The sequence below is a fragment of the Paenibacillus sp. N22P23 genome (assembly GCF_059383735.1).
Window position 1 is genome coordinate 767,292 of sequence record NZ_JBXENT010000001.1, and the last position, 22,480, is coordinate 789,771.

Consider the following 22,480-nt stretch of genomic DNA (forward strand, 5'->3'; position numbering starts at 1 on the left):
ATCAGCATGATTACGTATAACCGATTCAGTCAAATCCCAGCTAACGAACTCGTCTCCCTGTGGAACAAAGGCTTTGAAGGGTATTTCACAAATGCCGCACTGGATCTCGACCGTTTCCTGGCTCGAACAGTAAGTGAAGGGTTATCGCTCGATCATTCGCTCGCGATGGTTATTGACGGGGAACCAGCTGGGTTTATCATGAACGGCTTTCGAACCATCCATGGCAAGAAAACGGCCTGGAACGGCGGTACAGGAATTGCCCCGGCACATCGAGGTAAAGGATACGGAAAACGGCTCATGGAGCAAAATATTCAATTGTATCGGGAACAAAATGTTCAACATGCACTACTCGAAGCGATTATTCAAAATGAACCGGCGATCAAGCTCTATCAAGGTGCTGGCTACCAGATAACAGGACAATTGGTTTGTTCCATTCAGGAAGACGCTTTAGACCCTGCCATATTGCTGCCTAGCTTTCCACATCGGTTTGTGATCAGGCATGCGAAACCGCGCGATGCCAGAGTACTTTCCTTCTATAACCACGATGCCGCTTGGCAGACAGGCTGGCAAAGTCAGAGGGATGGAGAATGCTGCATCATCTCGGATGGTGAAGAACAGGTAGGCTATGCGTTATACAAACGGAATTATGGCGAAGACGGATTTTTGAATTCGATCGTGCTCTTTCAATGTGAGGCTGCACCTAGCAGGTCAGATTCAGGGAAGATTATCAAAGCGCTGCTCAAAGAAGTATTCGGTCCGCTGGAAATGCCATATAAACGGATGACGCTTAACATCAGGCATACCCATCATGAGCTGCTCGAGCTGCTGGATCGTCTTGGTTTCAAGCCCTATATCGAACAGGTGCATATGTCACTCCAGCTGTGATGGACAACTTGCAACCGCTCTATGGAATGGCTTATGATGTGCATAGCAAGCTGCTATGATCTGTAATCCTATGAAGGAGTGATTATTCATGTTCGACATTATCATTATCGGAGCAGGCCCTGCAGGAGCTAGTGCAGGATTATTCGCAGCAAAGGCTGGCAAGAAGACACTTCTGATTGACAGCGACAAGAGCATGACGAAGAAGGCATGGATCGAGAATCATTACGGATTGCTGGAAACGACAGGTCCTGAGCTCGTGGAGACAGGTAAGAAGCAAGCAGTTAAATTCGGTGCAGAGCTGATTCAAGATACAGTTGTCCTTGTTACAAAGAATGAGAACGGTTTCAGCGTTGCTACCGAATCGCAGCAATACGAAGGCAGCCATGTTATTGTTGCTACGGGCATTTCGACAGATTTGGCTGAGAAAATCGGATTGTCGGTAAAAGAGGGTACAGAACCGCGCATCAAACAGGTGTTCGATGTGGATGCCAGCGGCAAATCGAACGTGGCCGGAGTCTGGGTAGCTGGCACGGCGGCTGGTGTCAGCGTGCATACGATCATCACGGCTGGCGATGGCGCTAAAGTTGCGATTAATGTAATTAGTGAGCTGAATGGAACACGTTATGTGGATCACGATTTGCTGAAATAAGGTAAGATTCTAGATTCGTTTAACATCGATGAAGCATATTAGGATATAACACAAAGAATAGCCCAACTGAACGTAGAAGTCGTTCAGCTGGGCTATTTTTTCGTTTTGATAATAATCTAGAAATGAGGTGATAAATGTGGAAAAAGATGGGCGAATTGAACTCCTTGCTCCTGCCAACGAAGAGGATAAGGAATGGCTGACAAACCTGTGGTTAAGCGAGTGGGGCAGCGAAATCATGATCTCGAGAGGAAAACAGTATCATCTGAATGACATGGAAGCAATCATCGCTTGGTCAGATGGTATGCGAGTCGGAGCAGCGACTTATCGAATTAGCGAGCACGAAGGAGAGTTGATGAGTTTTAACGCAATGATTCAAGGACAAGGAATCGGAAGTCGATTGATTTCGGAAGTGGAACAAAGAATCAAGCTTTTGGGGAAGCCTCGTATCTGTTTTGTCACGACGAACGATAATGTGAATGCGATGAAATTTTATCAACGACGTGGCTACCGAATTAGCGCCATAACTATAAACGCGATTGACGAGGCTAGGAAACTGAAGCCAGCAATCCCCTTAGTGGGTTATTACGATATTCCGATTCATGACGAAATTGTATTCGAGAAAATACTATGATCATTCGCGTGAATACCGTATATAGCCTAGAGAGGAGAACTGCGCATGATCTATGTCGTTCAAGGCGGCGATACATTAGAGCGAATCGCTGACCGCTTCGGCTCAAGTGTCGCAAGGCTGTTGGAAGTGAATGTGATCTGTGACCCGCAATTGATTCTGATAGGTCAACCCATTCTGATTCCGGACGCAGGCATCGACTACCAAAGGGCCGGCGGATATCCCTATTATGTCGTTCAATACGGGGATTCGTTAACCTGCTTAGCGCCTCAGTTTCATCAAACACCGGCTGCCTTAGCATCTAGTAATCGACTTTCGATAGCCGCGCCTTTAACGGTTGGAAGTGAGCTGCTTGCTGGCTTCACAGTACCTGATCCGATACGCTTAGCTTCCGAATGGGAGAAAACGGCCGCACCGCCAGACTGCAATCTCAACTCTATGCAGCAGCATGGCATTTACTATATTGGTTCTTTTCAGTGGGAGACACTCGGGGAAACAGCGGTTCCGTTCCTTGTGCCGCTGCTGAAGCATGCTTGTGAAACGGTGCGATACTACACGGTAATGAGTTTAGGGCGAATCGCAACAGGCGAAGCAACTCAGGCCGCATTAGAGTCGGCTCTGCAAGATAAAGCACCGTATGTGGCAGAACTTGCGAAGCAGGCCTTGCGCCGAGCGAAATTAGTGCCGGAGGTGACCAAGCGGCTGCATCTCTTAACGGCAGATCAACGTTTGTATTCGGAGCCTAATGGGAGTTCTACTTCGATCCCGTTACCTGCCGGTACGGAGATTTTCTCGATGCGATGGAACATTCCAAGCAGCACGAATGAAGAAGGTCCTAGAGGCGGACTGGAATATTATGACCAAGTGCAGGTTCGGAGCACCGGTCAGGTCGGCCATTTGGGTCGTATCGGCTTCAATGATGCTCAGATGATTTAATCGGACTAGGGTGGTGGAAAAAGTACAATAACTGCTGGAACCTGTTCATTGTCCGATGCTCGAATCTCCTTGATAATAAAGGTAAACCACCTTCTTCATCCACTATCGAGGAGTGAAATGAAACATGCTGAATGCGGAACAGTTGAAGCAGTATCATGAGTTGGGATATGTTATCTTAGATCATCTATTCACAGACGATGAGATGGACCGAATTCGCGCCATTATTGACGTTTTTGATTGGGAAGGCGAAGAGGCGTTGAAACAGAGCGGCAAAGGTTTCATCAATATTCCGAATCAAATTAATTTCACATGCAATTTGGCTAGACGGAATGAGGAGCTGGAGCAGTTCATCGGCGATCAACGTTTTGTCGATCTGACCACTAGTGTGCTGGGCGGAGACATCCGGCTGTACTGGGATCAATCCGTCTATAAACGACCGGAGGCGAAGAAAGACTTCCCTTGGCATCAGGATAATGGTTATGTGCCGACTGATCCTGTTCATTATATGACCTGCTGGCTGGCACTCGACGATGCGACCATCGAGAATGGCTGCATATGGATTCAGCCCGAATCGCATCTGCAAGGATATGTCGAGCATGTGCAGACGGACACAGGCTGGCAGTGTTATTTTGGCGAAGATCCGGGTCAACCGGTTCCGCTGCCTAAAGGCAGCATGGTGATCTTTCATTCGCTCCTCTTTCACCGCAGCACGCCGAATCAAAGTGACAATACGCGCAAAGCTTATGTCATTCAATATTCGGTTGAAGGCGCTAAGAACCCGGTAACCGGCAAAGTGTTCGACAATGGGCCGCTTATCGCCCAAGACGGCAGAGCACTGATTGCCAAATGAGTACAGTCATCGTTGTTTGTTTGCGTAATTTGCAAGAGAATCGACACGGCACGACGCTTGATCAGCTCGTCGAAGAAGGTCATGATGTCTCCTTATCTCACTGCCTGAATCAGTGCGTAGGCTGCAGAAGAGGACCGGCGCTTTCCATCGATGGGTCATGGATCGGTGCTGTCGATGAAGCAGCGCTTCGAAATGAGATTGACGCGAAGCTGATGAAATAACGTTTCCAAACGATGCTACGGCTGGTGTAAACTAGGAGTATACTAGCTGATAGGATTGGCGGGGGAACCGGTGGAAACCAGATCGCTTATTAGCACAAGCTTCGATCAGTGGCAGGTCAACGTCTACATGGTGGACGAAGGTAAATACGAGTCCCTTAATCATCAGCACATTATGTATCCGAATTGGGTTATCAGCCATGTGCGGCAAGGGCAAGTAATCACAACGACGAATGGCGAACAGCACGAGGTACGCGAAGGAGGGGTTATGCTGCACCCTCCTTTTTTGCCGTTCTCGGAACGGGCGGATCGGCCAGGCCTTCATGAATGGGTTTCGGTACAGATTCAAACGAGCTATAACGTAGACCTGTTTCAGCTCTATCAAGTGCAGCCCGTAGTGCAACTTCTAGATGGAGACGCATATAGTCTCGTGTTTCAGTCACTGCTTCGCACTTGGAAGAGCAGCTCGTCATTTCGCGAAATTTCACTAGCTGCAGATATGCTTCGATTGTCTACAATGCTTCTCGAGAGCTGGGAAGCACAGGGTAGAATCGGCCGCAGCGAAGCCTTTTCCGCGAAGTATGATCGATTCTTTCCTATTATTCGTTATATGGCTGACCATATGGCAATGAAGCTTTCGCGCGATATGCTGGCGGAACAGGTTCACTTGAATACGAATTATTTTGACCGAGCCTTTCAAGAAGCCTATGGCATTAACCCGATGCAGATGCTCAGACAAATGAGGCTGAACAAGGTGAAGCGTCTGCTCGAGACGACTGAGGAGCCGCTCAGCCAGCTGGCGCAATTATGCGGGATGGGTGACGCTGCGTATTTAAACCGCCAATTCGTGAAGACGTTCGGCATGACGCCGGGCAAATACAAGCAAACGATTCGTTCGGCGCAAACAAATTTTATGGCGGATAAGAAATAAAGACTAGTGAAGTGAAAGTAACTGACTTTTGTTCATGCGGCACAAATGGTACGATTATTAGGAAGAGTGTACAAGTTTGCAAAGTTGAGAGGAGTGGCAAGTAACCTTGGAGAAATCAGGCATTAAGGCGCTTCAGCTGCCTATGTTGGCGAATGGGAATGACTTCATTGTCCATGCAGCACTTGTTTGGGACGAGCAGGAGCTTATCCTCGTGGATACCGGAATACCCGGACAAGTAGAGGTGATTCGAGAGGCAATGGCCAAGGAAGGCTTGAATCTGACTGATCTGACCAAAATCATCATCACACACCAAGACCGTGATCATATCGGCTCGCTTCCTGAGCTTGTGGAATTGTTTGATGGCCGTATTAAGGTACTTGCTCATGAAGTAGGAGTCCCTTACATTGCCGGCGAGCTTCCGCTTCTGAAGAGTAAGACACTGGTACCTCCTGTCAAGGTTGATACTGTTCTGAATGATGGGGAGCAGCTGCCGTTTGCCGGCGGTTTGCAAGTCATCTATACACCGGGCCATTCGCCGGATCACATCGCGCTCTATCATATTCCAAGCAAGACGCTGGTTACGGGCGACGCGCTTACCTCAAACGATGGCGTACTGATGCCGCCTGCCGCTAATTTCACCCCGGATTGGGACACGGCGATTGCTTCCGTCAAGAAATTCCAAAAGCTTGATATTGCCACGGCCATTACTTATCATGGCGGCGTTTGTTCGGAGAATTTGCAAGAGCGATTGGCTGATATCGTCAAATGAATGTTCAAGTGATCACGATCCTGATCTTCGTTGCCGGTGCATCGGGTTCATGATCTCGTTTGTCGGCTTGCTATTGATTCGACTCTTTATGCGAGACTACTTGTCTGATCTGGATCCGAATGAACTAAGTGCTATTTTTATCCTGGTGGCTGTCGGTTACGTCATTCCATGGCGTGTCGCAAGTTATATTAAATTCCGTACCGTTTATGCAGGAAACATGCAAGTATCCGAATAATATTGAGGAGCGTGTGGAGGATGAATCAAGAAGTCAGCAGCTTTATCGAGGAATTGAAACAACCATGGCAGGTTGAGGCTTGTAATCAACTCCGTCAAATGGTTCATCAGACAGTTCCATCGATTGATGAGCGTATTCAGTACAAAAAGCCGCATTTTATAAAGGACGGCAAATACGCAGCAGTCATCAGCACGGCGAAAGATACGGTTACGTTTATGATCTTCAATACGTCGAATCTTGATCTGTCGGATGGAAAATTTGAAGGGCCGACGGAACGAAGATGGATGAAGTTTCGTGAAGGGGATCCGATTGACTTGGCCTTACTAGGTAAGGTGCTTACGGAGGCGTCGAGCACATTATAGACGAGAGAGAGCGTGCACTCATCATGTATAAGGCGATATTGTTCGATCTGGATGGAACGCTTACCGATCCGAAACAAGGGATAACAAGAGCAGTACAGTACGCGCTGGCGAAATACAAGATCATCGAGCACGATTTGGATCTGTTGGAGCCGTTTATCGGGCCGCCGCTTGCGAATTCTTTTCAAGAACGCTATGGTTTCACTGCATCTGAAGCGCGAACGGCGGTAGATTATTATCGTGAGTATTTTGCCGATAAAGGCATCTATGAGAATGAGATATATGGCGGAATACGAGGGCTGCTAGAGCTGCTTGTGGAACAAAAACGGACTTTGATTGTCGCGACGTCCAAACCAACCGTATTTGCGGAGAAGATTTTAACCTATTTCCAAATCGATACCTATTTCGATTATGTTTGCGGCAGCAATCTCGATGGCTCAATGTCGGATAAAAGTGAAATTATCGCTCATATTCTGCATTCGCAGCAGCTTGATGCGGCATCGGCCGTTATGATCGGCGATCGTAAACATGACTTGATCGGCGCTCATCGTAACGGAGTTGCATCTATCGCGGTAGAGTATGGTTATGGAAGTGAAGAAGAATTGCTGGCGCAATCGCCGAAGCATTATGTGCGAAGTGTTCGGGAACTGCATGAACTGTTCCAAGGTGGCGCCAAGTAAGGATCGCCGGAATCACTCCATTAGCTTAACTGTTCGACATAGCTCAATCAATTGATGAACACCTTGAAATTGATTCCGAATTCGCGCATGGATGCCTTGAATTGCAGTCTCTGTCAGCTTTCTAGCTTGCTCAACGCTCTGGTGCTCCACGGCATGAACGATGTCTTTCAAATTTCGGAGTAGATAAACGGTACTTCTTAGCGTCCTGATAATCAGGATTTGCCGGATATGCAGAGGGGTATACAGCCGATAGCCGTTGTCCGAGTCGCGTAGTGGCGTGAGGAGCTCTTCTTTCTCCCAGTGACGGAGAGCAGATGTTGTGACTCCGGTATAAGCAGCCGCTTCGCCAATGGACATCGGATGTTTCCTCCTCGAATCAACGAAAGCGGGAAGCTCCAAGTGATGAAGCAGTTCCAAGGTTTGATCTGCGGCTGTTTTATCCTGCTGCAGCAGGGCCTGTTCTTTGTTCACTAGCCAGAAAGCATCATCCATTCGGCCCGTCTGGATGTGACGCAGAACTTCACAGGTGACAGCGACACCGAATCCGGCAAACATCGTACGCAAGCATCGGAAATAAGCCAAATGGGTGTGGGTATAGAGGCGATAACCATTAGAACCGCGTTCGGGGGCTGGAACGACACCCCAAGACTCATAATGTCGTAAAGCGCTTGTACTGATCTGCAGCTCTCTGGCAATCTCGATTGGCTTATAGATTGGTTGCATGACTCCGCTTCACCTCGATTCTAAACGGATCGTTAATGATCCATATTACCAGATGGTAAGCCTACTGGCAATCGCCTGAACAATCGCCTAAATACGCGATCGTTCAGGCTTTTTTGTTTGAGTAACAAAATAATATGTAAAAATTATTATATCAAAACTATTGACGCCAGCTGTCAAAGTGTAGTATTTTCTTAGAGGCCTAATATCTTATCCAGTAAGATAATGAGAGGGTAAGCAACTGATGAAGGAAAGTAACGCATTGTTCAGATCGGAGGGAGGATGATGACCATTTCAGGCGGAAATAAACTAGCTGAGCTTCAGCTCCTCATGGAACGATTTGCGCAGAGAGCGAAGAATCAGATGAAGATGCTTGAAAATCCGTTTAACCTCGCGAATGGGCATATTTTCGTATTGATGTATTTAAAACGTACGGAAATTTGCCGGGTGAATGATGTCGTGAAGCTCCTCGGCATTACATCAGGCGCTGCTACGGGATTGACGGATAAGCTTGTTGCGCTTGGCCTCATTGAACGGACGAGACCGGAGGATGACCGCAGAGTCGTACAATTAAGCTTAACGGAGAAAGGCAAGGAAACCGTTGAACACATTCGTAAGCAGCGAATGGAATGGTTCACTAACTTGGTCGGACAGCTGGAAGAAGATCAGGTAGATCTCATCGCGGATGCGTTTAAACTGCTATTGCAAGTTCTCGAGGAAAAATGACAGAAGGAAGTGGTACCATGACAAATTTAAGTCCAAGGCAGCTACGCTGGATCGTGACAGGACTAATGCTGGGCTTGCTGCTCGGATCGCTCGATCAAACAATTGTATCGACGGCCATGCCGCATGTCATTGCAGAGCTAGACGGTTTTAGTCTGTATAGCTGGGTTTTTACGATTTATATGTTAACCTCAACAACGGCTGTTCCGATATTCGGAAAGCTTGCCGATTTGTTCGGCAGAAGACTTGTTTACTTGATCGGGATGGGGTTGTTCCTGGTAGGATCAGCTCTTTGCGGTCTGTCTCATAATATGACGGAGCTCATTATCTTCCGGGCGATCCAAGGTATCGGTGCAGGTGCGCTTATGCCAATCGCGATGACCATTATCGGGGATATCTACCCACCGGATCGTCGTGGTAAAATGCAAGGTATTTTCGGAGCGGTATTCGGATTGTCCAGTGTTCTAGGTCCCGCAGTAGGTGGATTTATCGTTGACCATATTGCTTGGCAGTGGATTTTCTACATCAATCTTCCGTTCGGCATATTCGCAGCTATCATTCTATCCATGGCATTGAAAGAATCAAAAAGCACGGAGAAAAAATCGATCGACTGGGGCGGCGCATCAACGCTTACAGGCGCGGTTGTTGCCTTCTTGCTCGCCATTGAAATGGGTGGAAGCGGTCCAGCAGAAGGCGGCATCACGCATTACGCTTGGGATTCACCACAAATTCTCGGCTTGTTCGGAGCGAGCATCCTGCTCATTCTGATCTTCATTTGGATCGAATCCAAAGTGAAGGAGCCGATCATTCCGCTTAAATTGTTTAAGCTTCAAGCGATTTCGGTCTCCAGTATTGTTGGCTTCATGATGGGAATGGGGATGTTCGGCGCGATTACGTACATTCCGCTCTACTCACAAGCTGTTATCGGTACGTCAGCATCAAATTCCGGCTACATTCTTACTCCGCTCATGCTGTCGCTTATTCTCTCCAGTATCATCGGCGGGATTCTCATTAAGAAGCTGAGCTACCGCACAATCGTGATGTCAGCTATGGCGATTATGACAATAGGTTACTTCTTTATGTCTCAAATGAGTGTGGATACAACCCGATTCGAACTGATTATTTACATGATTATTATCGGTTTCGGTATGGGTGCACTTATGCCAGTACTCACAATTGCAGCTCAAAGCGCGGTTGGTCATGATCTACGCGGAGTTGCAACCTCGACTACGCAATTCACACGCTCCATTGGCGGTACGGTTGGTGTTGCGATCATGGGTGTTATTATGACGAATAACATGACAAGCGGGATCAAAGACATTCAAGGTGATTTCACCGATATCCCGGCAGATAAGCTTAGTCAGTTTGCCAATCCACAGTCGCTGCTTCAGCCGGAAGTGAAGGCGCAAATACCGGATAAGCTGCTTGCCGCCTTGCAAGGCATTCTGAGCAATGCGATTACGTCTGTGTTCGTGATCGGTATAGTTGTCGTCTTGATCGGATTGGTTGCGGCCATCTTCTTCGGCAAACTTCGCATGCCTAGAAGTGAAGAGGGCAAGGAAGCATTCAAAGCGGAACCGGATATGCTTTAAAGGATTGAAGTGGACAGCATTGGAGCTGTCCACTTTTTTCATAATCACAGTGGGAAAAATACCCATACAAAACATGCAGAAGCTGATATAATACGGTTTATTACAAATTTGCGAATGAGGTGAGCAGTATGTACATACCGAAACCGAAAGCAGGGGAATATATCGCTGTATGGGACAATTACTATGCAACGGTTGATGAAGGTGATATTCATCAGCTTCTCGTAAGCCAAGGGAAACAAATTTGCGAGTTGTACAGTTCGCTGACGGAGGATCAAAGCCTATTTCGCTACGCGGAAGGCAAATGGAGTCTCAAAGACGTGCTGGGTCATATTATCGACACTGAGCGGTTGATGACGTATCGGATTCTTGTTGCCGGACGGGGAGATTTGACCCCAATGCCAAGGCATGCTGACGTGTATGTGAGCTTAACCAACTTTGATCGACGTCCGCTTAGTGATTTAATCGAGGAGTACCGTACGGTGCGAGCCGCATCTTCTTCACTGATCCACGGTTTAACGGAAACGGAAATCCAGCAATTCTGCATCCTAAATGAAACGAAAACGTCGGCTGCTGCAGGTGCTTATTTCATCCTTGGACATGCTGAACATCATATGAATGTTGTACGTGAACGATATTTGCCTCGTTTAACTTAATTTAGGAAGCCGCGATCAACGTTCGCGGCTTATTTATTTTCTGGCTTGCCGGGTCATGATGTTCGCATCTGGAAGACAGGATTTACGAACACGTTGGCGAATAGGTATGATGTTGAAGAATGATACCGTAAATTCTGTTCGCGAAGGAGTGTCCACGTCAAATGCTGAAACTGTTTGAATACAATTGGCAGGTCCGTCAGGACTGGTTTGCATGGTGTGAGAACGTATCTGAAGAGGAATTGCTTAAGACACGTGTTGGCGGAGTGGGCAGTATTCTCTATACCTTGTTTCATATTATCGATGTCGAATACAGCTGGATAAGCGGCTTGCAGGGCAAAGCCGAACCTCAGATGCCGCCCTTCGAAGAGTATGCAACGATTGGGAAAATAAAAGAATATTCGGAGCAATGTCACGCGGAAATTGCCTCATTCGTATATAGCTGGAGCGACAGCTTGGAAGAGAAGATCCTCTCCGACATCAACGATGAAGGCGAGACAGAAGTATTTAAATACGGTGAAATTATGAGACATGTCCTTGCACATGAAATTCATCACATGGGGCAATTGTCGATATGGTCACGTGAGCTGGAATTGAAGCCGATAACGGCCAATCTCATTCGAAGAGGGCTGTTCAATTAATTCATAGATAGAGGAGCGAGTTCAGAGATGCCGAAGGATATTTGGATTAACCTGCCTGTAAAGGATGTCTGCAAATCGAAAGCGTTTTTCCAAGAAATTGGCTTTACATTGAACAAACAGTTCGAAGATCAGGATGATAAAGCAGGGCTGATCATTGGGGAGAAGAATGTTGTCGTGATGCTGTTTCCGGAAGAAACGTTCCGGACGTTTACAAGCAGTCCAATCCCAAATGAAGCATCAGAAGTATTGCTCTCCATTGGAGCAGACAGCAAGGAAGAAGTGGACGAACTGCTCGTGAAGGTCGCTGCTGCCGGTGGAACGATCTATAGCAAGGCACATGATGCAGGCTGGATGTATGGCGCAGGGTTTGCGGATCTAGACGGGCATAAGTGGAATGTGCTCTATATGGACTTTAGCAAAATGAACGGATAGTTGAAGAGGAGTGTAATTTGATGACCAATAGCCGATTGAACCATAAAGTGGATGTGTTCTTAAGTACATCCAAGACTTGGCGAGAAGAATACGAGGAATTAAGAAATATCGTTCTGGATTGTGAACTGACCGAAGATTTTAAATGGATGCATCCTTGTTACACGTTTCAGGATAAGAACATCGTCTTAATCCACGGATTTAAAGAATACTGCGCGCTGTTGTTTCACAAAGGTGCTTTGTTAAAAGATCCGCAGGGCATTCTCATTCAGCAAACGGAGAATGTGCAGGCCGCACGCCAGATTCGGTTCACCAGTGTTCAACAAATCGTGGCCATGGAATCCACTTTGAAAGCCTATATTCGTGAAGCAATCGAGGTTGAAAAATCCGGCGTGGAAGTGAATTACAAGAAGAATACAGAATTTGCTGTTCCCGAAGAGTTTCAAACGAAACTGGGTGAAGTCCCGGCATTGAAAACCGCTTTCGAGGCGTTGACGCCGGGACGACAAAGAGCTTATCTTCTTCATTTCTCTGAACCGAAACAATCCAAAACAAGAGTGTCACGGGTTGAAAAATATACGGAACACATTCTCAGCGGCAAAGGATTAAATGATTAATTCACTTCCATGAGCTGTTTAACCAGTCGTTTTGGCGCAGCATGCAAATAAGCTTCCTTCAATAGAACGGCCATCTGATCCCAATCCGTAGGTGAATTCACGCCGACCCATCCGCGATGCCCGATATACTTGGGTTTGTAGAATTGCTCCTGCTGCAAAATAATTTCTTGATTCTCCAGATCAGACTTAAATGTCATGCCATAATCGCTCATGATAATAAACGATTTGTCTTTCACTTTAAACGTGTTATGACCATGCCCGTCGATGAGTTCGATTGTTTCGGGAAGGCTGCTGCAAATTTTTCTAACCTGTTCCAGCATGTGAATGCCTTCCGGTGTTTGCATCCCAATTGGATGATTCATTCGTTTGTCCTCCTTATGAAATGACCGGCTTGTCTGACTCTGCAAGACAAGCTCTGCATTCTCCTTATATAAACATGACAGGAAAGAGTTCGCATTTCAAGCAGATCATGTTTGGTGCAACCTTTTGAAGCCCAGTCGAGTCAGTATAAGTGTAGTGCAGCTTGACTAATGAGGGGGTTAGAGAATGAAAACATCCGTTCTCTTTATGTGTCTAATTAGTGGGGTCGTCATGGCAGCAGGCGTGTGGAGTTGGATCGTCGTTCAAACCATTTAAGTAAGATTTCGTTTTCTAATAGATATAGCAAGTTAAGAGAAGGTGGCTAGTCTGGAACTGTCAACTAGATGGCGTATGATTCGGGCATCAACCATTCTGCTGGGAATCGCAGCGGTTCTCGGCGGAATGTTACTCTTGCTGGTGAAAGCATTAAATGCCCATCATACACCGAGAGTGGTTCGATATCCTGCGCATAATTATCAATATATGGAGCGGGGAGCGTCAAACGGATTCAAGCTTCATGTGCTGCAAACGCAGCCATCGAATATAACCTTTGAAACGATACGTCAAAATATTACGTTATCCGATTATTACGGCATTAACGGTGGGTTCTTCTATGAATCCGCTCTACTCAGTATGGCGGTTGTGAATGGAAACCCGGTAGCGGGCGAATTAAATCATTATGGCTCCGGATCGGAAAATGCGAAATACCCGCGCGGCACACTCGTCTGGGATGCAGCAGGTAATAAACTGAGTGTTCAGGTCGTATCCAACGTTTCTGAGCTGCAAGTGAAGGATCGGAGACATTTCTGGGCGCAAGGCGGAATCAGCATGAACCTTGGAGATGATGAGGGGTGGCTGATGAAAGCACAACGTGAGCATGCACCCAATATGGACGATAACAGGCTCCGAACTGCAGCCGTTTATGACTACTCGGGAATGTTGTACTTAATTGTGAGCAGCACGAAGGGGACGCTTGCTGAGTTTCGAATGGCGATTATAGAGCAAATTGGAGATGGCCAGTTAGCGGATGGGATATTCCTTGATGGTGATGGTTCATCGCAAATGCAAGCTGCCGAAACGGTGCTGTCAGGCGACAACAGGCAGATTGTACAGATGATTCGGCTCATTCATTGAGTGATTTCCGAACATTTTACACTTACATAACGATTCAAATTGTGGTAATCTAGTAGCTATTATTGCTTTATTGCAAAAAAGCGTCAAAGCGCGAAACTGCGACGTTTGCTAAGCGACTAAGGAGAGACTTTAGATGACTACTAGATTGGATGAACTCAGACAAAACATTGATGTCATTGATAACGAGCTGGTTGCGCTGCTTGCCAAACGGTTCCAACTGACGGAAGCAGTAGGGAACTATAAAGCAAACCACAATTTGAATGCCCAGGATACAAGCCGCGAAACGCAGCAGTTTCTCAAAATCGTGCAATTGTCGGAAGCTCACGGACTAAACGCTAATTATGCGACAGCTATATTCAGATGTGTGATGGATCAAGTGATCGCCAGGCACGAGGAGTTAAGGAACATAAGTGTACCTCGGTAACGAATCACGGGGATAACATTACAGCATGAAGGAACAGACGCCAAAGGAAGTGAGGCGTCTTTTTCTTATTTCAGAGAGGTTGGCACGGGAATTGCTCATTCAGCATACAGAAGGAAGAACCACTTCGCGCGCGGAGCGCGGAAGGAGCGCGATGAATGAAGAAGCACAGAGCCTTTGTATCGGTTTCGGAACCATTTCCAGGTCCAGTGGCGAAAGCGCTGCTGGAGAAGCGAAAGCAATACGTACCGCTCGGCATTGGCAATACGACTCCGATCTTTGTGCAGCAGGCCAGCGGCGCACAGGTGACGGACGTGGACGGGAATGTGTTCCTTGATTTTGCCGGTGCGATCGGTACACTTAATGTCGGGCATTGTCCGCCAGAGATTGTAGTTGCCGTGCAGAAACAAGCTTCACAATATATCCACACCAGCTTCCATGTGGCGATGTATGAGCCTTATGTTCAGCTTGCGGAGAAACTGGCGGAGATCACGCCGGGCAAGTATTCGAAGAAAACCATTCTGCTGAACAGCGGGGCTGAGGCGGTAGAGAACGCAGTTAAGATTGCGCGGAAGTTTACTGGGAAGCCCGGGATTGTGTCGTTTACCCGCGGATTTCATGGGCGTACGCTGCTCGGGATGTCGCTCACCAGTAAAGTCAGGCCGTACAAATATCGTATGGGACCTTTTGCGCCTGCTACTTACAAGGCGATGTATCCATATCCCCTGCACAGACCAGATGAAATGACTGAAGAGCAGTATGCTACATTCTGTGTGGAGCAGTTCGAGGATTTTCTGTTGACGGAAGCGGCCCCCGAAGAGCTGGCAGCGGTCATTATGGAACCGGTTCAGGGAGAGGGCGGCTTCATCGTTCCACCTGTATCATTCGTGAAAGGGATCTATGAGATATGTAGGAGAAACGATATCTTGTTTATTTGTGATGAGATCCAAACCGGCTTCGGGCGAACGGGATCGATGTTTGCTTCGAGTTATTTTGGCATAGAACCGGATCTGATTACGATGTCCAAATCTCTTGCAGCAGGTATCCCACTAAGCGCAGTTACCGGTCGAGCAGAGATTATGGATGCCCCGGCTCCGGGTGAAATCGGCGGTACTTACGGCGGCAGCCCGATTGGCTGCGTTGCTGCGCTGGCGGTTATTGAGAAGATCCAAAGGGAAAATCTCTGTAATCGCGCGCTGGAGATCGGAAAACAAATCATAGACTGCTTCACAGTGCTACAAGAACGTGTACCTGTCATTGCAGAGGTGCGCGGCTTAGGTGCGATGTGCGGCGTTGAATTTAAAGACCCCTCGTCCAAGAAGCCGTTGAAGGATTTTACCGCGAAAGTTATTCAAGCGTCGTATGAAGCAGGTGTCATCTTGCTTAGTGCGGGCATCTATGGCAATGTGATTCGTTTCTTGACGCCGCTTGTGATGACAGATGAACAGCTGCAAGAAGGGCTGGACATTATTGGTAATATCGTGGAACAGCTTTATTCGCAGGAACTGGCAAACAGATAAAGGAGGCTTGGCAGATGATAAAGAAGCAGCTTTATATAGGTGGACAGTGGCTGGAGGCCAAGGCCTATACGACGTTGACAGCGCCATACTCGGGTGAGGCATTAGCCGAAATTCCGCTCGCTGACCGAGAGGAGACGGAGCAGGCAATCGAAGCTGCCTATCAGGCAAGAGGCGCAATGGCGAAGCTGCCCGCTCATAAACGGGCAACGATATTGGAGACATTAAGCCGACTTCTAACGGAGCGAGCAGGTGAGGCTGCCCGTATTATAGCGACGGAGGCGGCCAAACCGCTCAAAGCTGCGCGGGCTGAAGTGGATCGCACCATTCAGACATATAAGTTTGCAGCTGAAGAAGCGAAACGCCTCAGCGGTGAAATGATTCCGCTTGATGCTGCTCCTGGCGGTGAGAGGCGAATCGCGTATACGATAAAGGAACCGATCGGCGTCATCGGCGCGATAACCCCGTTTAATTTTCCAATGAATCTAGTGGCACATAAAGTAGGTCCTGCAATTGCGTCTGGGAACACAATCGTGCTTAAGCCGGCATCGCAAACGCCGTTGTCTGCTTTCTTCTTGGCCGAATTGCTGGAGGAAGCGGGACTTCCCGCAGGAGCGCTGAATGTGGTGACTGGATCCGGTTCCGTCATCGGAGATATCATCGTGAAGGACGATAGAGTCAAGGCGATCTCGTTCACGGGCAGCCCCAAGGTCGGCATCGGCATTCGCAATCGTGCCGGCTTGAAGCGTGTTGCGCTTGAGCTAGGCTCGAACTCCGCTTTACTTATCGATAAAGGGGTTCAATTGTCCAAAATCATTCCGCGCTGCGTAGTCGGTGCGTTCTCTTATCAAGGTCAGGTATGTATCTCCCTGCAGCGAATTTATGTGCACTCGGATAGTTATGATGAGTTTGTCGCTCAATTCTGTGAGGCAGCGTCTAAGCTGAAGGTAGGCGATCCGCTTGATCCGGATACCGATCTATCCGCGATGATAACGCAAGGCGATGTCAGCCGCGCACTGTTATGGATCGATGAAGCGGTTCAACAAGGCGCAGTGGTTGCATGTGGAGGAGGTACTTCTTCCGCTCAGATTCTTCATCCTACGGTGCTTCTGGAGGTGGATCGTTCGGCCAAAGTATGCTGCGAGGAAGTATTTGCTCCAATCGTACTTATTAACCGGATCCGGAACGTGGAGGAAGGGATCGAGCTTATTAACGATTCCAGATTCGGTCTCCATGCCGGGATCTATACGGACAATATTCATACGGCGCTCGATGCCGCGGAGAAGCTGCATGTTGGCGGTGTCATGATTAACGATATCCCTACGTTCAGGGTGGATCAAATGCCGTATGGCGGTGTGAAAGAGAGCGGGCTTGGACGTGAGGGAGTAAAATATGCCATCGATGAAATGACGGAAATCAAAACGGTTATTATTAATCGAACCTAGCCCATCCCGAATATACTATAGGAATCCACCCTCAAAGCAGGTGATTCTTATGACCTCCCGGTACGGGTTCGGGATGTATCAGCAGCAGAAGTCGCATGTGCATATGTCTCCGCAGCTGCAGCAGGCGATCAAAATTTTGCAGCTGCCGACATCGGATTTGCTTGACTTCATTCGGGAAGAAATCGAGGATAATCCGTTTCTGGAAGCGTGGGATGGTCAGGGAGGAGCAAGGCAGAGCATGGACTTCGCACGAAGTCAGCGAAGTGCGGCTCCGCTCGATTACATCGCAGCAGAACAGGGGCAGACACTGGAGAAACACTTGAACGAACAGCTGCGTTTCGATTCGGAGATGCCGGGTTCAATGAAGAAAGTGGTCGACTATATCATTGGAAATTTAGATGCGAATGGTTATTTGGACTATCCGCTGGAGCAAATTTCCGGTGATCTGCAGATTGGGCTAGACGTGGCCGAGCAAGCGTTAAGCTATGTGCAAAGCTTGGAGCCCGCAGGGGTTGGTGCCAGAAATTTGGCAGAATGTCTGCTGCTGCAAGTGAAAAGACCGGAGGTTAGCAGTCCACTGGTTGTCGCGTTAATTGCCTCACATCTGGAAGAGGTTGCGGATTATCACATTCAGAAATTAATGAAGTTGCTGCATGTCTCGTACGAGGAGATCATATCGGCAATCGGATTCATTAAATCGCTGAATCCTAGACCGGGTGCAGCCTTTCAGCCGAAGCACGCAGATTATATTATCCCGGATGTGCTCATTCGCATGGTCGGCGATCAGTTTGTCGTGGCCGTTCAAGATTCGGCAGCGCCTAGACTTACGATGAACGCAAGGTATGAAGGGCTCGCGAGGGAGGCGGGAAAATCGGATGAATCTAGCCGCTATTTCATGGCTAAACGAAGTGCCGCTTCTTTCCTGCTCAAGTGTTTGGAGCAGCGCAGACTGACGCTATTGCGAGTGACGAGGGCGATTGTGGAAGAACAGTCTGGATTCTTTCGAGGAGGCGCCAGCCACCTGAAACCGATGGTGCTCAGGCAAATCGCGGATAACGTCGGCCTGCATGAATCGACGGTCAGCCGAGCGGTCGCAGGCAAATACGCGCAGACGCCATGGGGCACTTTCGAGCTTGGTTACTTCTTCCCGTCCGGCTTCAACAGCGGTCAGGAAGATGCGTCTACAACGGAGAGTGTGAAGGCGAAGCTTCGTGAACTGGTAGAGCAGGAAACGGGCGGTGTACCGTATTCCGACCAAAAGTTAGCGTCTATGTTAGAAGTGGAAGGCATTCCTATCTCCCGGCGAACCGTTGCCAAGTATCGGGAGGAGCTTGGCATTGCCTCCTCCTTCAAACGCAAACGTACGAACAAGGGTTGTGATTAGTGCTCCGGTAGTATTTTGCACCATAAATTCATATCCTCGAACTTATCGTAGATATCGCAGTTCTTCGTCAGACGGCCATGATAGTCATAGCCTAATTGAAATAAGGCAGCATTCATGCCGAAGGACAACGCGCGTGAGAGCGAATAAGCACAGTGGATATTTCGCAGCTGCAGATCCTCTTCCAGCGCTTGAAGCAGCTGTCGCATCAAACCATGTCCGCGATAGGCGGGCAGCGTCAGGCAGTCCGTGAGTTCCGCGTTGCGATAGGTATTGTTGATTTCGGCAGAGGCAGCGCTGATGATTCGGCCCTCATGCTCCACGACATAAAACACTGTACCTTCTTCCATGACATGTGCCACATAGGCGGGATCATTCATCGGAATGGGATAGGTTTGAAAAATCTGTCCATACAGGGAGGCCAGCTCCTGCGCATCCTGGACTGAAGCACTGCGCATGGAGAACGAATCAGGCAGTGGTTCTCTCTCTTGCTTCGGTTGTAGTGCGAGCACTTGCTCCAGAATCAGATCCTCTTCGATCCAGTGATCGCTCGAGCGTCTGGTGAGGTCGGTGTATTTGGCCATACAATACGCATCTTGCCCATCGTAATACCCCTTATAAATCCCTTCCAGCATATAGCCCCGGGCCATAAAGGATCGCATATCTTGTTCCCGCGTCTTAATAAACAGCTTCGTAAACTGGGGGTTTCCCATTAAATCCGCGAGGCGTTTGCAAAGTGAATCCACATTACCCTCGTAACTGTAATCATCGACCCGCAGCCGTTTGTTGAATTCATCTCTGCATAGTAGAAGGGTGAAATTCCTTCCCTGTTCGGTTTCCATTGCGTAATACTGCTTGTTGTTCGGCTTCGATTCCATGAAGACTGATCCTCCAATCCCGTTTCCGTTATTCTACATGGATTGGATGCAAATTCAATGCCAGATTGGTGAAATCGTAGGTTATTAGCTCGAGTTGGCACCAAAATTGCTTCAAATTGGGCAAGAAGATAGGCCGATTGGAGGGGAAGCGATTGACGCGGGAGCATTTGATCAAGCCGCTGCTTAGTACCCAATATCCGAAGATTGACTATGGCAAGGGCGTATTTCTGTACGACGAGCATGGAAAAGCATACTTGGACGCCTCGTCAGGCGCTGTAACAGCAGGGATCGGACATGGCGTGCAAGAGGTGATCGATGCGATGCTGGCTCAAGCGCAGAAGGTTTCTTTCGTCTATCGGTCCCAATTTACGAGTGAACCAGCGGAACAGCTTGCGAAGCGGCTCAGTGATTTAGCACCGGGCCAGGATTACTGGTCCTTCTTCGTGAACAGCGGCTCCGAGGCAACGGAGACTGCAATGAAGATTGCGATTCAATATTGGCAGGAGCGAGGTCGATTCGGCAAAAATAAAGTGATCTCAAGGCGGATGAGCTACCATGGCATAACACTTGGAGCCTTGTCGATGTCTGGTCATGTCACAAGGAGGCGACGTTTTATTCCGCTGCTTGAGGAGCTGCCAGTAGTAGCAGCACCGTATTGCTATCGGTGTCCCTACCACCTCTCGGCGTCGAAATGCGGGCAATCGTGCGCAGATGACTTAGAAACGAATATTAAGCGGATCGGCGCTGAACATATAGCGGCATTCATCGCGGAGCCGATTATTGGAGCGGCCGGAGGAGCCGTCGTCCCGCCGGACGGCTACTACGAGCGGATCAAAGGCATCTGCGAGAAATACGAAATCCTGTTCATCGCCGATGAGGTCATGACCGGCATTGCCCGCACGGGAGCGATGTTCGGTATGGAGCATTGGGGCGTTGAGCCGGATTTGATCGCCCTCGGTAAAGGGCTTAGTGCGGGGTATACGCCGATCGCGGCCACCTTGGTGAAGGACCGGATCATGGAGCCCATTCTGGCCGGCTCTAAGATTGTCATGTCGGGCCATACCTTTAGTGCAAATCCGTTGTCAGCGGCTACAGCGCTGGCCGTTCTCGATTACATCGATGCCAAGCAGCTTGTGGCTGCCGCCGAGGAGAAAGGCAATTATCTGCTGCAAGCGTTGGAGAGAATCGCGGCTAACTGCGCCATTATTGGCGATGTCCGGGGCAAAGGGCTGCTGCTTGGGCTGGAGTTTGTCGCCGATCGGGCGAGCAAGGGGGTTTTTCCAGCTGCGCTCGGCGTAACGACTCGGATTGTAGAGCGTGCCCAGAGCAAAGGGCTGCTCATTTACCCTGCGGCCGGAGGCGTGAATGGAGAGGGAGATGCCGTCATCATCGCACCGCCGTTAGTGATCTCAATGGAAGAAATGGACCTGCTGGCCACTCTGCTTGAAGAGACGATTGTTGAAGTGATGGGGGAGGTCATGGCCGGATGACGAAACGGAAGACGATCGCGATCGATGATGCGCTTCAATGGATTGTAGATGGCTGTACGCTTATGTACGGCGGATTCGGCGGTATCGGGACGCCTCCGACACTTGTTGATGCGCTTCTAGATAAAGGTGTAAGGGACATCACGCTGATCGGGAACGATACCGGTTTCCCGTGGATTGGCATCGGTCGCTTGGTCACGGAAGGCCGTGTTCGGAAAGTGATCACCTCGCATATCGGCTCCAATCCCAATGCCGGTCGCATGATGGAGGATGGTCGGATGGAAGTGGTTTTCTATCCGCAAGGCACGTTAGCTGAGAAGATCAGGGCAGGCGGCGTTGGGCTGGGCGGTATTCTTGTCGATGTAGGGATTGGCACGACTTTGGAAATAGGCAAGGAAAAGGTCGTGGTTGACGGCAAAACGTATCTGGTCGAACCGGCGCTCACAGCAGATGTGGCTATCGTTCATGCCTTGAAGGCTGACGAATATGGCAACTTGATCTACGACAAGAGTGGCCGTAACTTCAATCCGCTTGTTGCTATGGCTGGCACGCGGACGATTGCGGAGGCGGATGAGATCGTTCCAATAGGCGATCTGGATCCCGAGAGTATTGTGACACCGGGAATCTTCGTAGATGCGGTCGTTGCAGGGAAAGGAGTGAACTGGCAATGGGTGTGGGAGAAACAAGCCGCGACCGGATCGCTAGGCGAGCCGCCCGTGAAATAAAGGATGGCATGGTCGTTAATTTAGGGATCGGCATTCCGACGAGAGTGGCTGATTTTATTCCGGAAGGCATCCATGTGACTTTCCATGCGGAGAACGGTATCTTAGGAACGGGTCCAACGCCTGTGCCAGGCGAGGAAGACGGGTTTCTTTGCAATGCAGGCGGTTACCCGGTAACGCTTGCTATCTGCGCTTCTTATTGCGATAGTGCGATCGCTTTTGCCATGATTCGTCGCGGTTGTATCGATATGACGGTGCTCGGGGCGCTGGAGGTCAGCGAGCAGGGGGATTTGGCCAATTGGATCGTACCCGGTAAACGGACGGCGGGAATCGGCGGTGCGATGGAGCTGGCGCAGAAAGCCAAACGCGTCGTTGTCGTGATGAATCATGTGAATCGCGACGGCAAGTCGAAGATCAAGAAGCAGTGCGAGCTGCCGCTCACTGCCCAGCGTTGTGTCGATTTCATCATTACCGAAATGGCGGTTATGGAAGTTACGGATGAAGGACTTGTGCTGAAGGAAGTGATGTCTCCTTTCACGATTGAGGACGTAATCAACTGTACCGAGGCCACGCTCCTCATACCCGATAAGGTTGATTACATCACGTAGCCGATGAAGGAGGCG

28 protein-coding genes are annotated in these 22,480 nt (G+C 48.9%); 25 read left to right on the forward strand and 3 right to left on the reverse strand.

Annotated elements, in window-relative coordinates:
* The first annotated feature begins 6 nt into the window (after positions 1-6).
* The 11 genes from AC506A_RS03810 (at position 7) to AC506A_RS03860 (ending at position 7,140) form a co-directional block, all read left to right on the forward strand.
* The gene (locus AC506A_RS03810; protein ID WP_495459641.1) at positions 7-885 is read left to right on the forward strand and encodes a GNAT family N-acetyltransferase; all 879 of its coding nucleotides are present in this window, start codon (positions 7-9) and stop codon (positions 883-885) included.
* 88 nt (positions 886-973) lie between these two features.
* Positions 974-1,534: an FAD-dependent oxidoreductase gene (locus AC506A_RS03815; RefSeq protein WP_495459642.1), complete on the forward strand. Its 561-nt coding sequence runs from the start codon at positions 974-976 to the stop codon at positions 1,532-1,534.
* Between the two features lie 136 nt (positions 1,535-1,670).
* The gene (locus tag AC506A_RS03820) at positions 1,671-2,165 is read left to right on the forward strand and encodes a GNAT family N-acetyltransferase (RefSeq protein ID WP_495459643.1); all 495 of its coding nucleotides are present in this window, start codon (positions 1,671-1,673) and stop codon (positions 2,163-2,165) included.
* A gap of 45 nt (positions 2,166-2,210) precedes the next feature.
* Positions 2,211-3,098, forward strand: a complete 888-nt coding sequence (locus AC506A_RS03825; protein WP_495459644.1) for a LysM peptidoglycan-binding domain-containing protein — start codon at positions 2,211-2,213, stop codon at positions 3,096-3,098.
* 124 nt (positions 3,099-3,222) lie between these two features.
* Positions 3,223-3,948 carry a phytanoyl-CoA dioxygenase family protein gene (locus AC506A_RS03830; protein ID WP_495459645.1) on the forward strand — a complete coding sequence of 242 codons (726 nt, stop codon included), beginning with the start codon at positions 3,223-3,225 and terminating at the stop codon, positions 3,946-3,948.
* Entirely contained in the window at positions 3,945-4,169 is a 225-nt protein-coding gene (locus tag AC506A_RS03835) for a hypothetical protein (RefSeq protein WP_495459646.1), read from the forward strand. Before AC506A_RS03830 ends, AC506A_RS03835 begins: the two co-directional genes overlap by 4 nt.
* A 70-nt stretch (positions 4,170-4,239) precedes the next feature.
* Positions 4,240-5,097: an AraC family transcriptional regulator gene (locus AC506A_RS03840; protein ID WP_495459647.1), complete on the forward strand. Its 858-nt coding sequence runs from the start codon at positions 4,240-4,242 to the stop codon at positions 5,095-5,097.
* A 106-nt stretch (positions 5,098-5,203) separates the two neighbouring features.
* Positions 5,204-5,866, forward strand: coding sequence for an MBL fold metallo-hydrolase (locus AC506A_RS03845; RefSeq protein WP_495459648.1), 663 nt, complete (start codon positions 5,204-5,206; stop codon positions 5,864-5,866).
* A 49-nt stretch (positions 5,867-5,915) separates the two neighbouring features.
* On the forward strand, positions 5,916-6,101 hold the full coding sequence (locus tag AC506A_RS03850; protein WP_495459649.1) for a CcdC protein domain-containing protein: 186 nt from the start codon (positions 5,916-5,918) through the stop codon (positions 6,099-6,101).
* A gap of 20 nt (positions 6,102-6,121) precedes the next feature.
* Complete coding sequence (locus tag AC506A_RS03855; RefSeq protein ID WP_495459650.1) at positions 6,122-6,463, forward strand: DUF1801 domain-containing protein; 342 nt, start codon at positions 6,122-6,124, stop codon at positions 6,461-6,463.
* 23 nt (positions 6,464-6,486) lie between these two features.
* Positions 6,487-7,140, forward strand: coding sequence for an HAD hydrolase-like protein (locus AC506A_RS03860; RefSeq protein WP_495459651.1), 654 nt, complete (start codon positions 6,487-6,489; stop codon positions 7,138-7,140).
* Between the two features lie 12 nt (positions 7,141-7,152).
* Here AC506A_RS03860 and AC506A_RS03865 read toward each other — a convergent pair whose 3' ends face one another.
* Positions 7,153-7,863 (reverse strand): MerR family transcriptional regulator, encoded by a 711-nt coding sequence (locus AC506A_RS03865; protein WP_495459652.1) that lies wholly within the window; start codon positions 7,861-7,863, stop codon positions 7,153-7,155.
* Between the two features lie 279 nt (positions 7,864-8,142).
* Between AC506A_RS03865 and AC506A_RS03870 the strand changes: the two genes are divergently transcribed.
* The 6 genes from AC506A_RS03870 to AC506A_RS03895 all read left to right on the forward strand — a co-directional run bounded on the left by AC506A_RS03870 (position 8,143) and on the right by AC506A_RS03895 (position 12,512).
* Entirely contained in the window at positions 8,143-8,586 is a 444-nt protein-coding gene (locus AC506A_RS03870; RefSeq protein WP_495459653.1) for a MarR family winged helix-turn-helix transcriptional regulator, read from the forward strand.
* A 17-nt stretch (positions 8,587-8,603) separates the two neighbouring features.
* The gene (locus tag AC506A_RS03875) at positions 8,604-10,175 is read left to right on the forward strand and encodes an MDR family MFS transporter (RefSeq protein ID WP_495459654.1); all 1,572 of its coding nucleotides are present in this window, start codon (positions 8,604-8,606) and stop codon (positions 10,173-10,175) included.
* 128 nt (positions 10,176-10,303) lie between these two features.
* Positions 10,304-10,828: a DinB family protein gene (locus AC506A_RS03880; RefSeq protein ID WP_495459655.1), complete on the forward strand. Its 525-nt coding sequence runs from the start codon at positions 10,304-10,306 to the stop codon at positions 10,826-10,828.
* Positions 10,829-10,989: 161 nt separating this feature from the next.
* On the forward strand, positions 10,990-11,466 hold the full coding sequence (locus AC506A_RS03885) for a DinB family protein (RefSeq protein ID WP_495459656.1): 477 nt from the start codon (positions 10,990-10,992) through the stop codon (positions 11,464-11,466).
* Positions 11,467-11,493: 27 nt separating this feature from the next.
* Positions 11,494-11,898: a VOC family protein gene (locus tag AC506A_RS03890; protein WP_495459657.1), complete on the forward strand. Its 405-nt coding sequence runs from the start codon at positions 11,494-11,496 to the stop codon at positions 11,896-11,898.
* A gap of 20 nt (positions 11,899-11,918) precedes the next feature.
* Entirely contained in the window at positions 11,919-12,512 is a 594-nt protein-coding gene (locus AC506A_RS03895) for a YdeI/OmpD-associated family protein (protein WP_495459658.1), read from the forward strand.
* Here the strand turns inward: AC506A_RS03895 and AC506A_RS03900 are convergent.
* Entirely contained in the window at positions 12,509-12,874 is a 366-nt protein-coding gene (locus tag AC506A_RS03900) for an MmcQ/YjbR family DNA-binding protein (protein WP_495459659.1), read from the reverse strand. The genes AC506A_RS03895 and AC506A_RS03900 overlap by 4 nt on opposite strands.
* Before the next feature lie 349 nt (positions 12,875-13,223).
* On the opposite strand from AC506A_RS03900, the gene AC506A_RS03905 reads away from it, so the two are divergent.
* From AC506A_RS03905 to rpoN, 5 genes are all read left to right on the forward strand, one after another.
* On the forward strand, positions 13,224-14,006 hold the full coding sequence (locus AC506A_RS03905) for a hypothetical protein (RefSeq protein ID WP_495459660.1): 783 nt from the start codon (positions 13,224-13,226) through the stop codon (positions 14,004-14,006).
* A gap of 133 nt (positions 14,007-14,139) precedes the next feature.
* Positions 14,140-14,430: a chorismate mutase gene (locus tag AC506A_RS03910; RefSeq protein ID WP_495459661.1), complete on the forward strand. Its 291-nt coding sequence runs from the start codon at positions 14,140-14,142 to the stop codon at positions 14,428-14,430.
* Between the two features lie 155 nt (positions 14,431-14,585).
* The gene (gene gabT / locus AC506A_RS03915) at positions 14,586-15,947 is read left to right on the forward strand and encodes a 4-aminobutyrate--2-oxoglutarate transaminase (RefSeq protein WP_495459662.1); all 1,362 of its coding nucleotides are present in this window, start codon (positions 14,586-14,588) and stop codon (positions 15,945-15,947) included.
* Positions 15,948-15,961: 14 nt separating this feature from the next.
* Positions 15,962-17,389 (forward strand): aldehyde dehydrogenase family protein, encoded by a 1,428-nt coding sequence (locus AC506A_RS03920; RefSeq protein WP_495459663.1) that lies wholly within the window; start codon positions 15,962-15,964, stop codon positions 17,387-17,389.
* A gap of 49 nt (positions 17,390-17,438) precedes the next feature.
* Positions 17,439-18,773, forward strand: a complete 1,335-nt coding sequence (gene rpoN, locus AC506A_RS03925; RefSeq protein ID WP_495459664.1) for an RNA polymerase factor sigma-54 — start codon at positions 17,439-17,441, stop codon at positions 18,771-18,773.
* Here rpoN and ablB read toward each other — a convergent pair.
* Entirely contained in the window at positions 18,770-19,648 is an 879-nt protein-coding gene (ablB, locus tag AC506A_RS03930) for a putative beta-lysine N-acetyltransferase (RefSeq protein WP_495459665.1), read from the reverse strand. The genes rpoN and ablB overlap by 4 nt on opposite strands.
* Positions 19,649-19,800: 152 nt before the next feature.
* On the opposite strand from ablB, the gene AC506A_RS03935 reads away from it, so the two are divergent.
* The 3 genes from AC506A_RS03935 to AC506A_RS03945 are packed head-to-tail and all read left to right on the forward strand — an operon-like array spanning position 19,801 to position 22,465.
* The gene (locus AC506A_RS03935) at positions 19,801-21,138 is read left to right on the forward strand and encodes an aspartate aminotransferase family protein (protein WP_495459666.1); all 1,338 of its coding nucleotides are present in this window, start codon (positions 19,801-19,803) and stop codon (positions 21,136-21,138) included.
* Positions 21,135-21,860 carry a CoA transferase subunit A gene (locus AC506A_RS03940; RefSeq protein WP_495459667.1) on the forward strand — a complete coding sequence of 242 codons (726 nt, stop codon included), beginning with the start codon at positions 21,135-21,137 and terminating at the stop codon, positions 21,858-21,860. The genes AC506A_RS03935 and AC506A_RS03940 overlap by 4 nt, the downstream gene beginning before the upstream one ends.
* Positions 21,803-22,465 carry a 3-oxoacid CoA-transferase subunit B gene (locus tag AC506A_RS03945; protein ID WP_495459668.1) on the forward strand — a complete coding sequence of 221 codons (663 nt, stop codon included), beginning with the start codon at positions 21,803-21,805 and terminating at the stop codon, positions 22,463-22,465. The genes AC506A_RS03940 and AC506A_RS03945 overlap by 58 nt, the downstream gene beginning before the upstream one ends.
* The last annotated feature ends 15 nt before the right edge of the window (positions 22,466-22,480 follow it).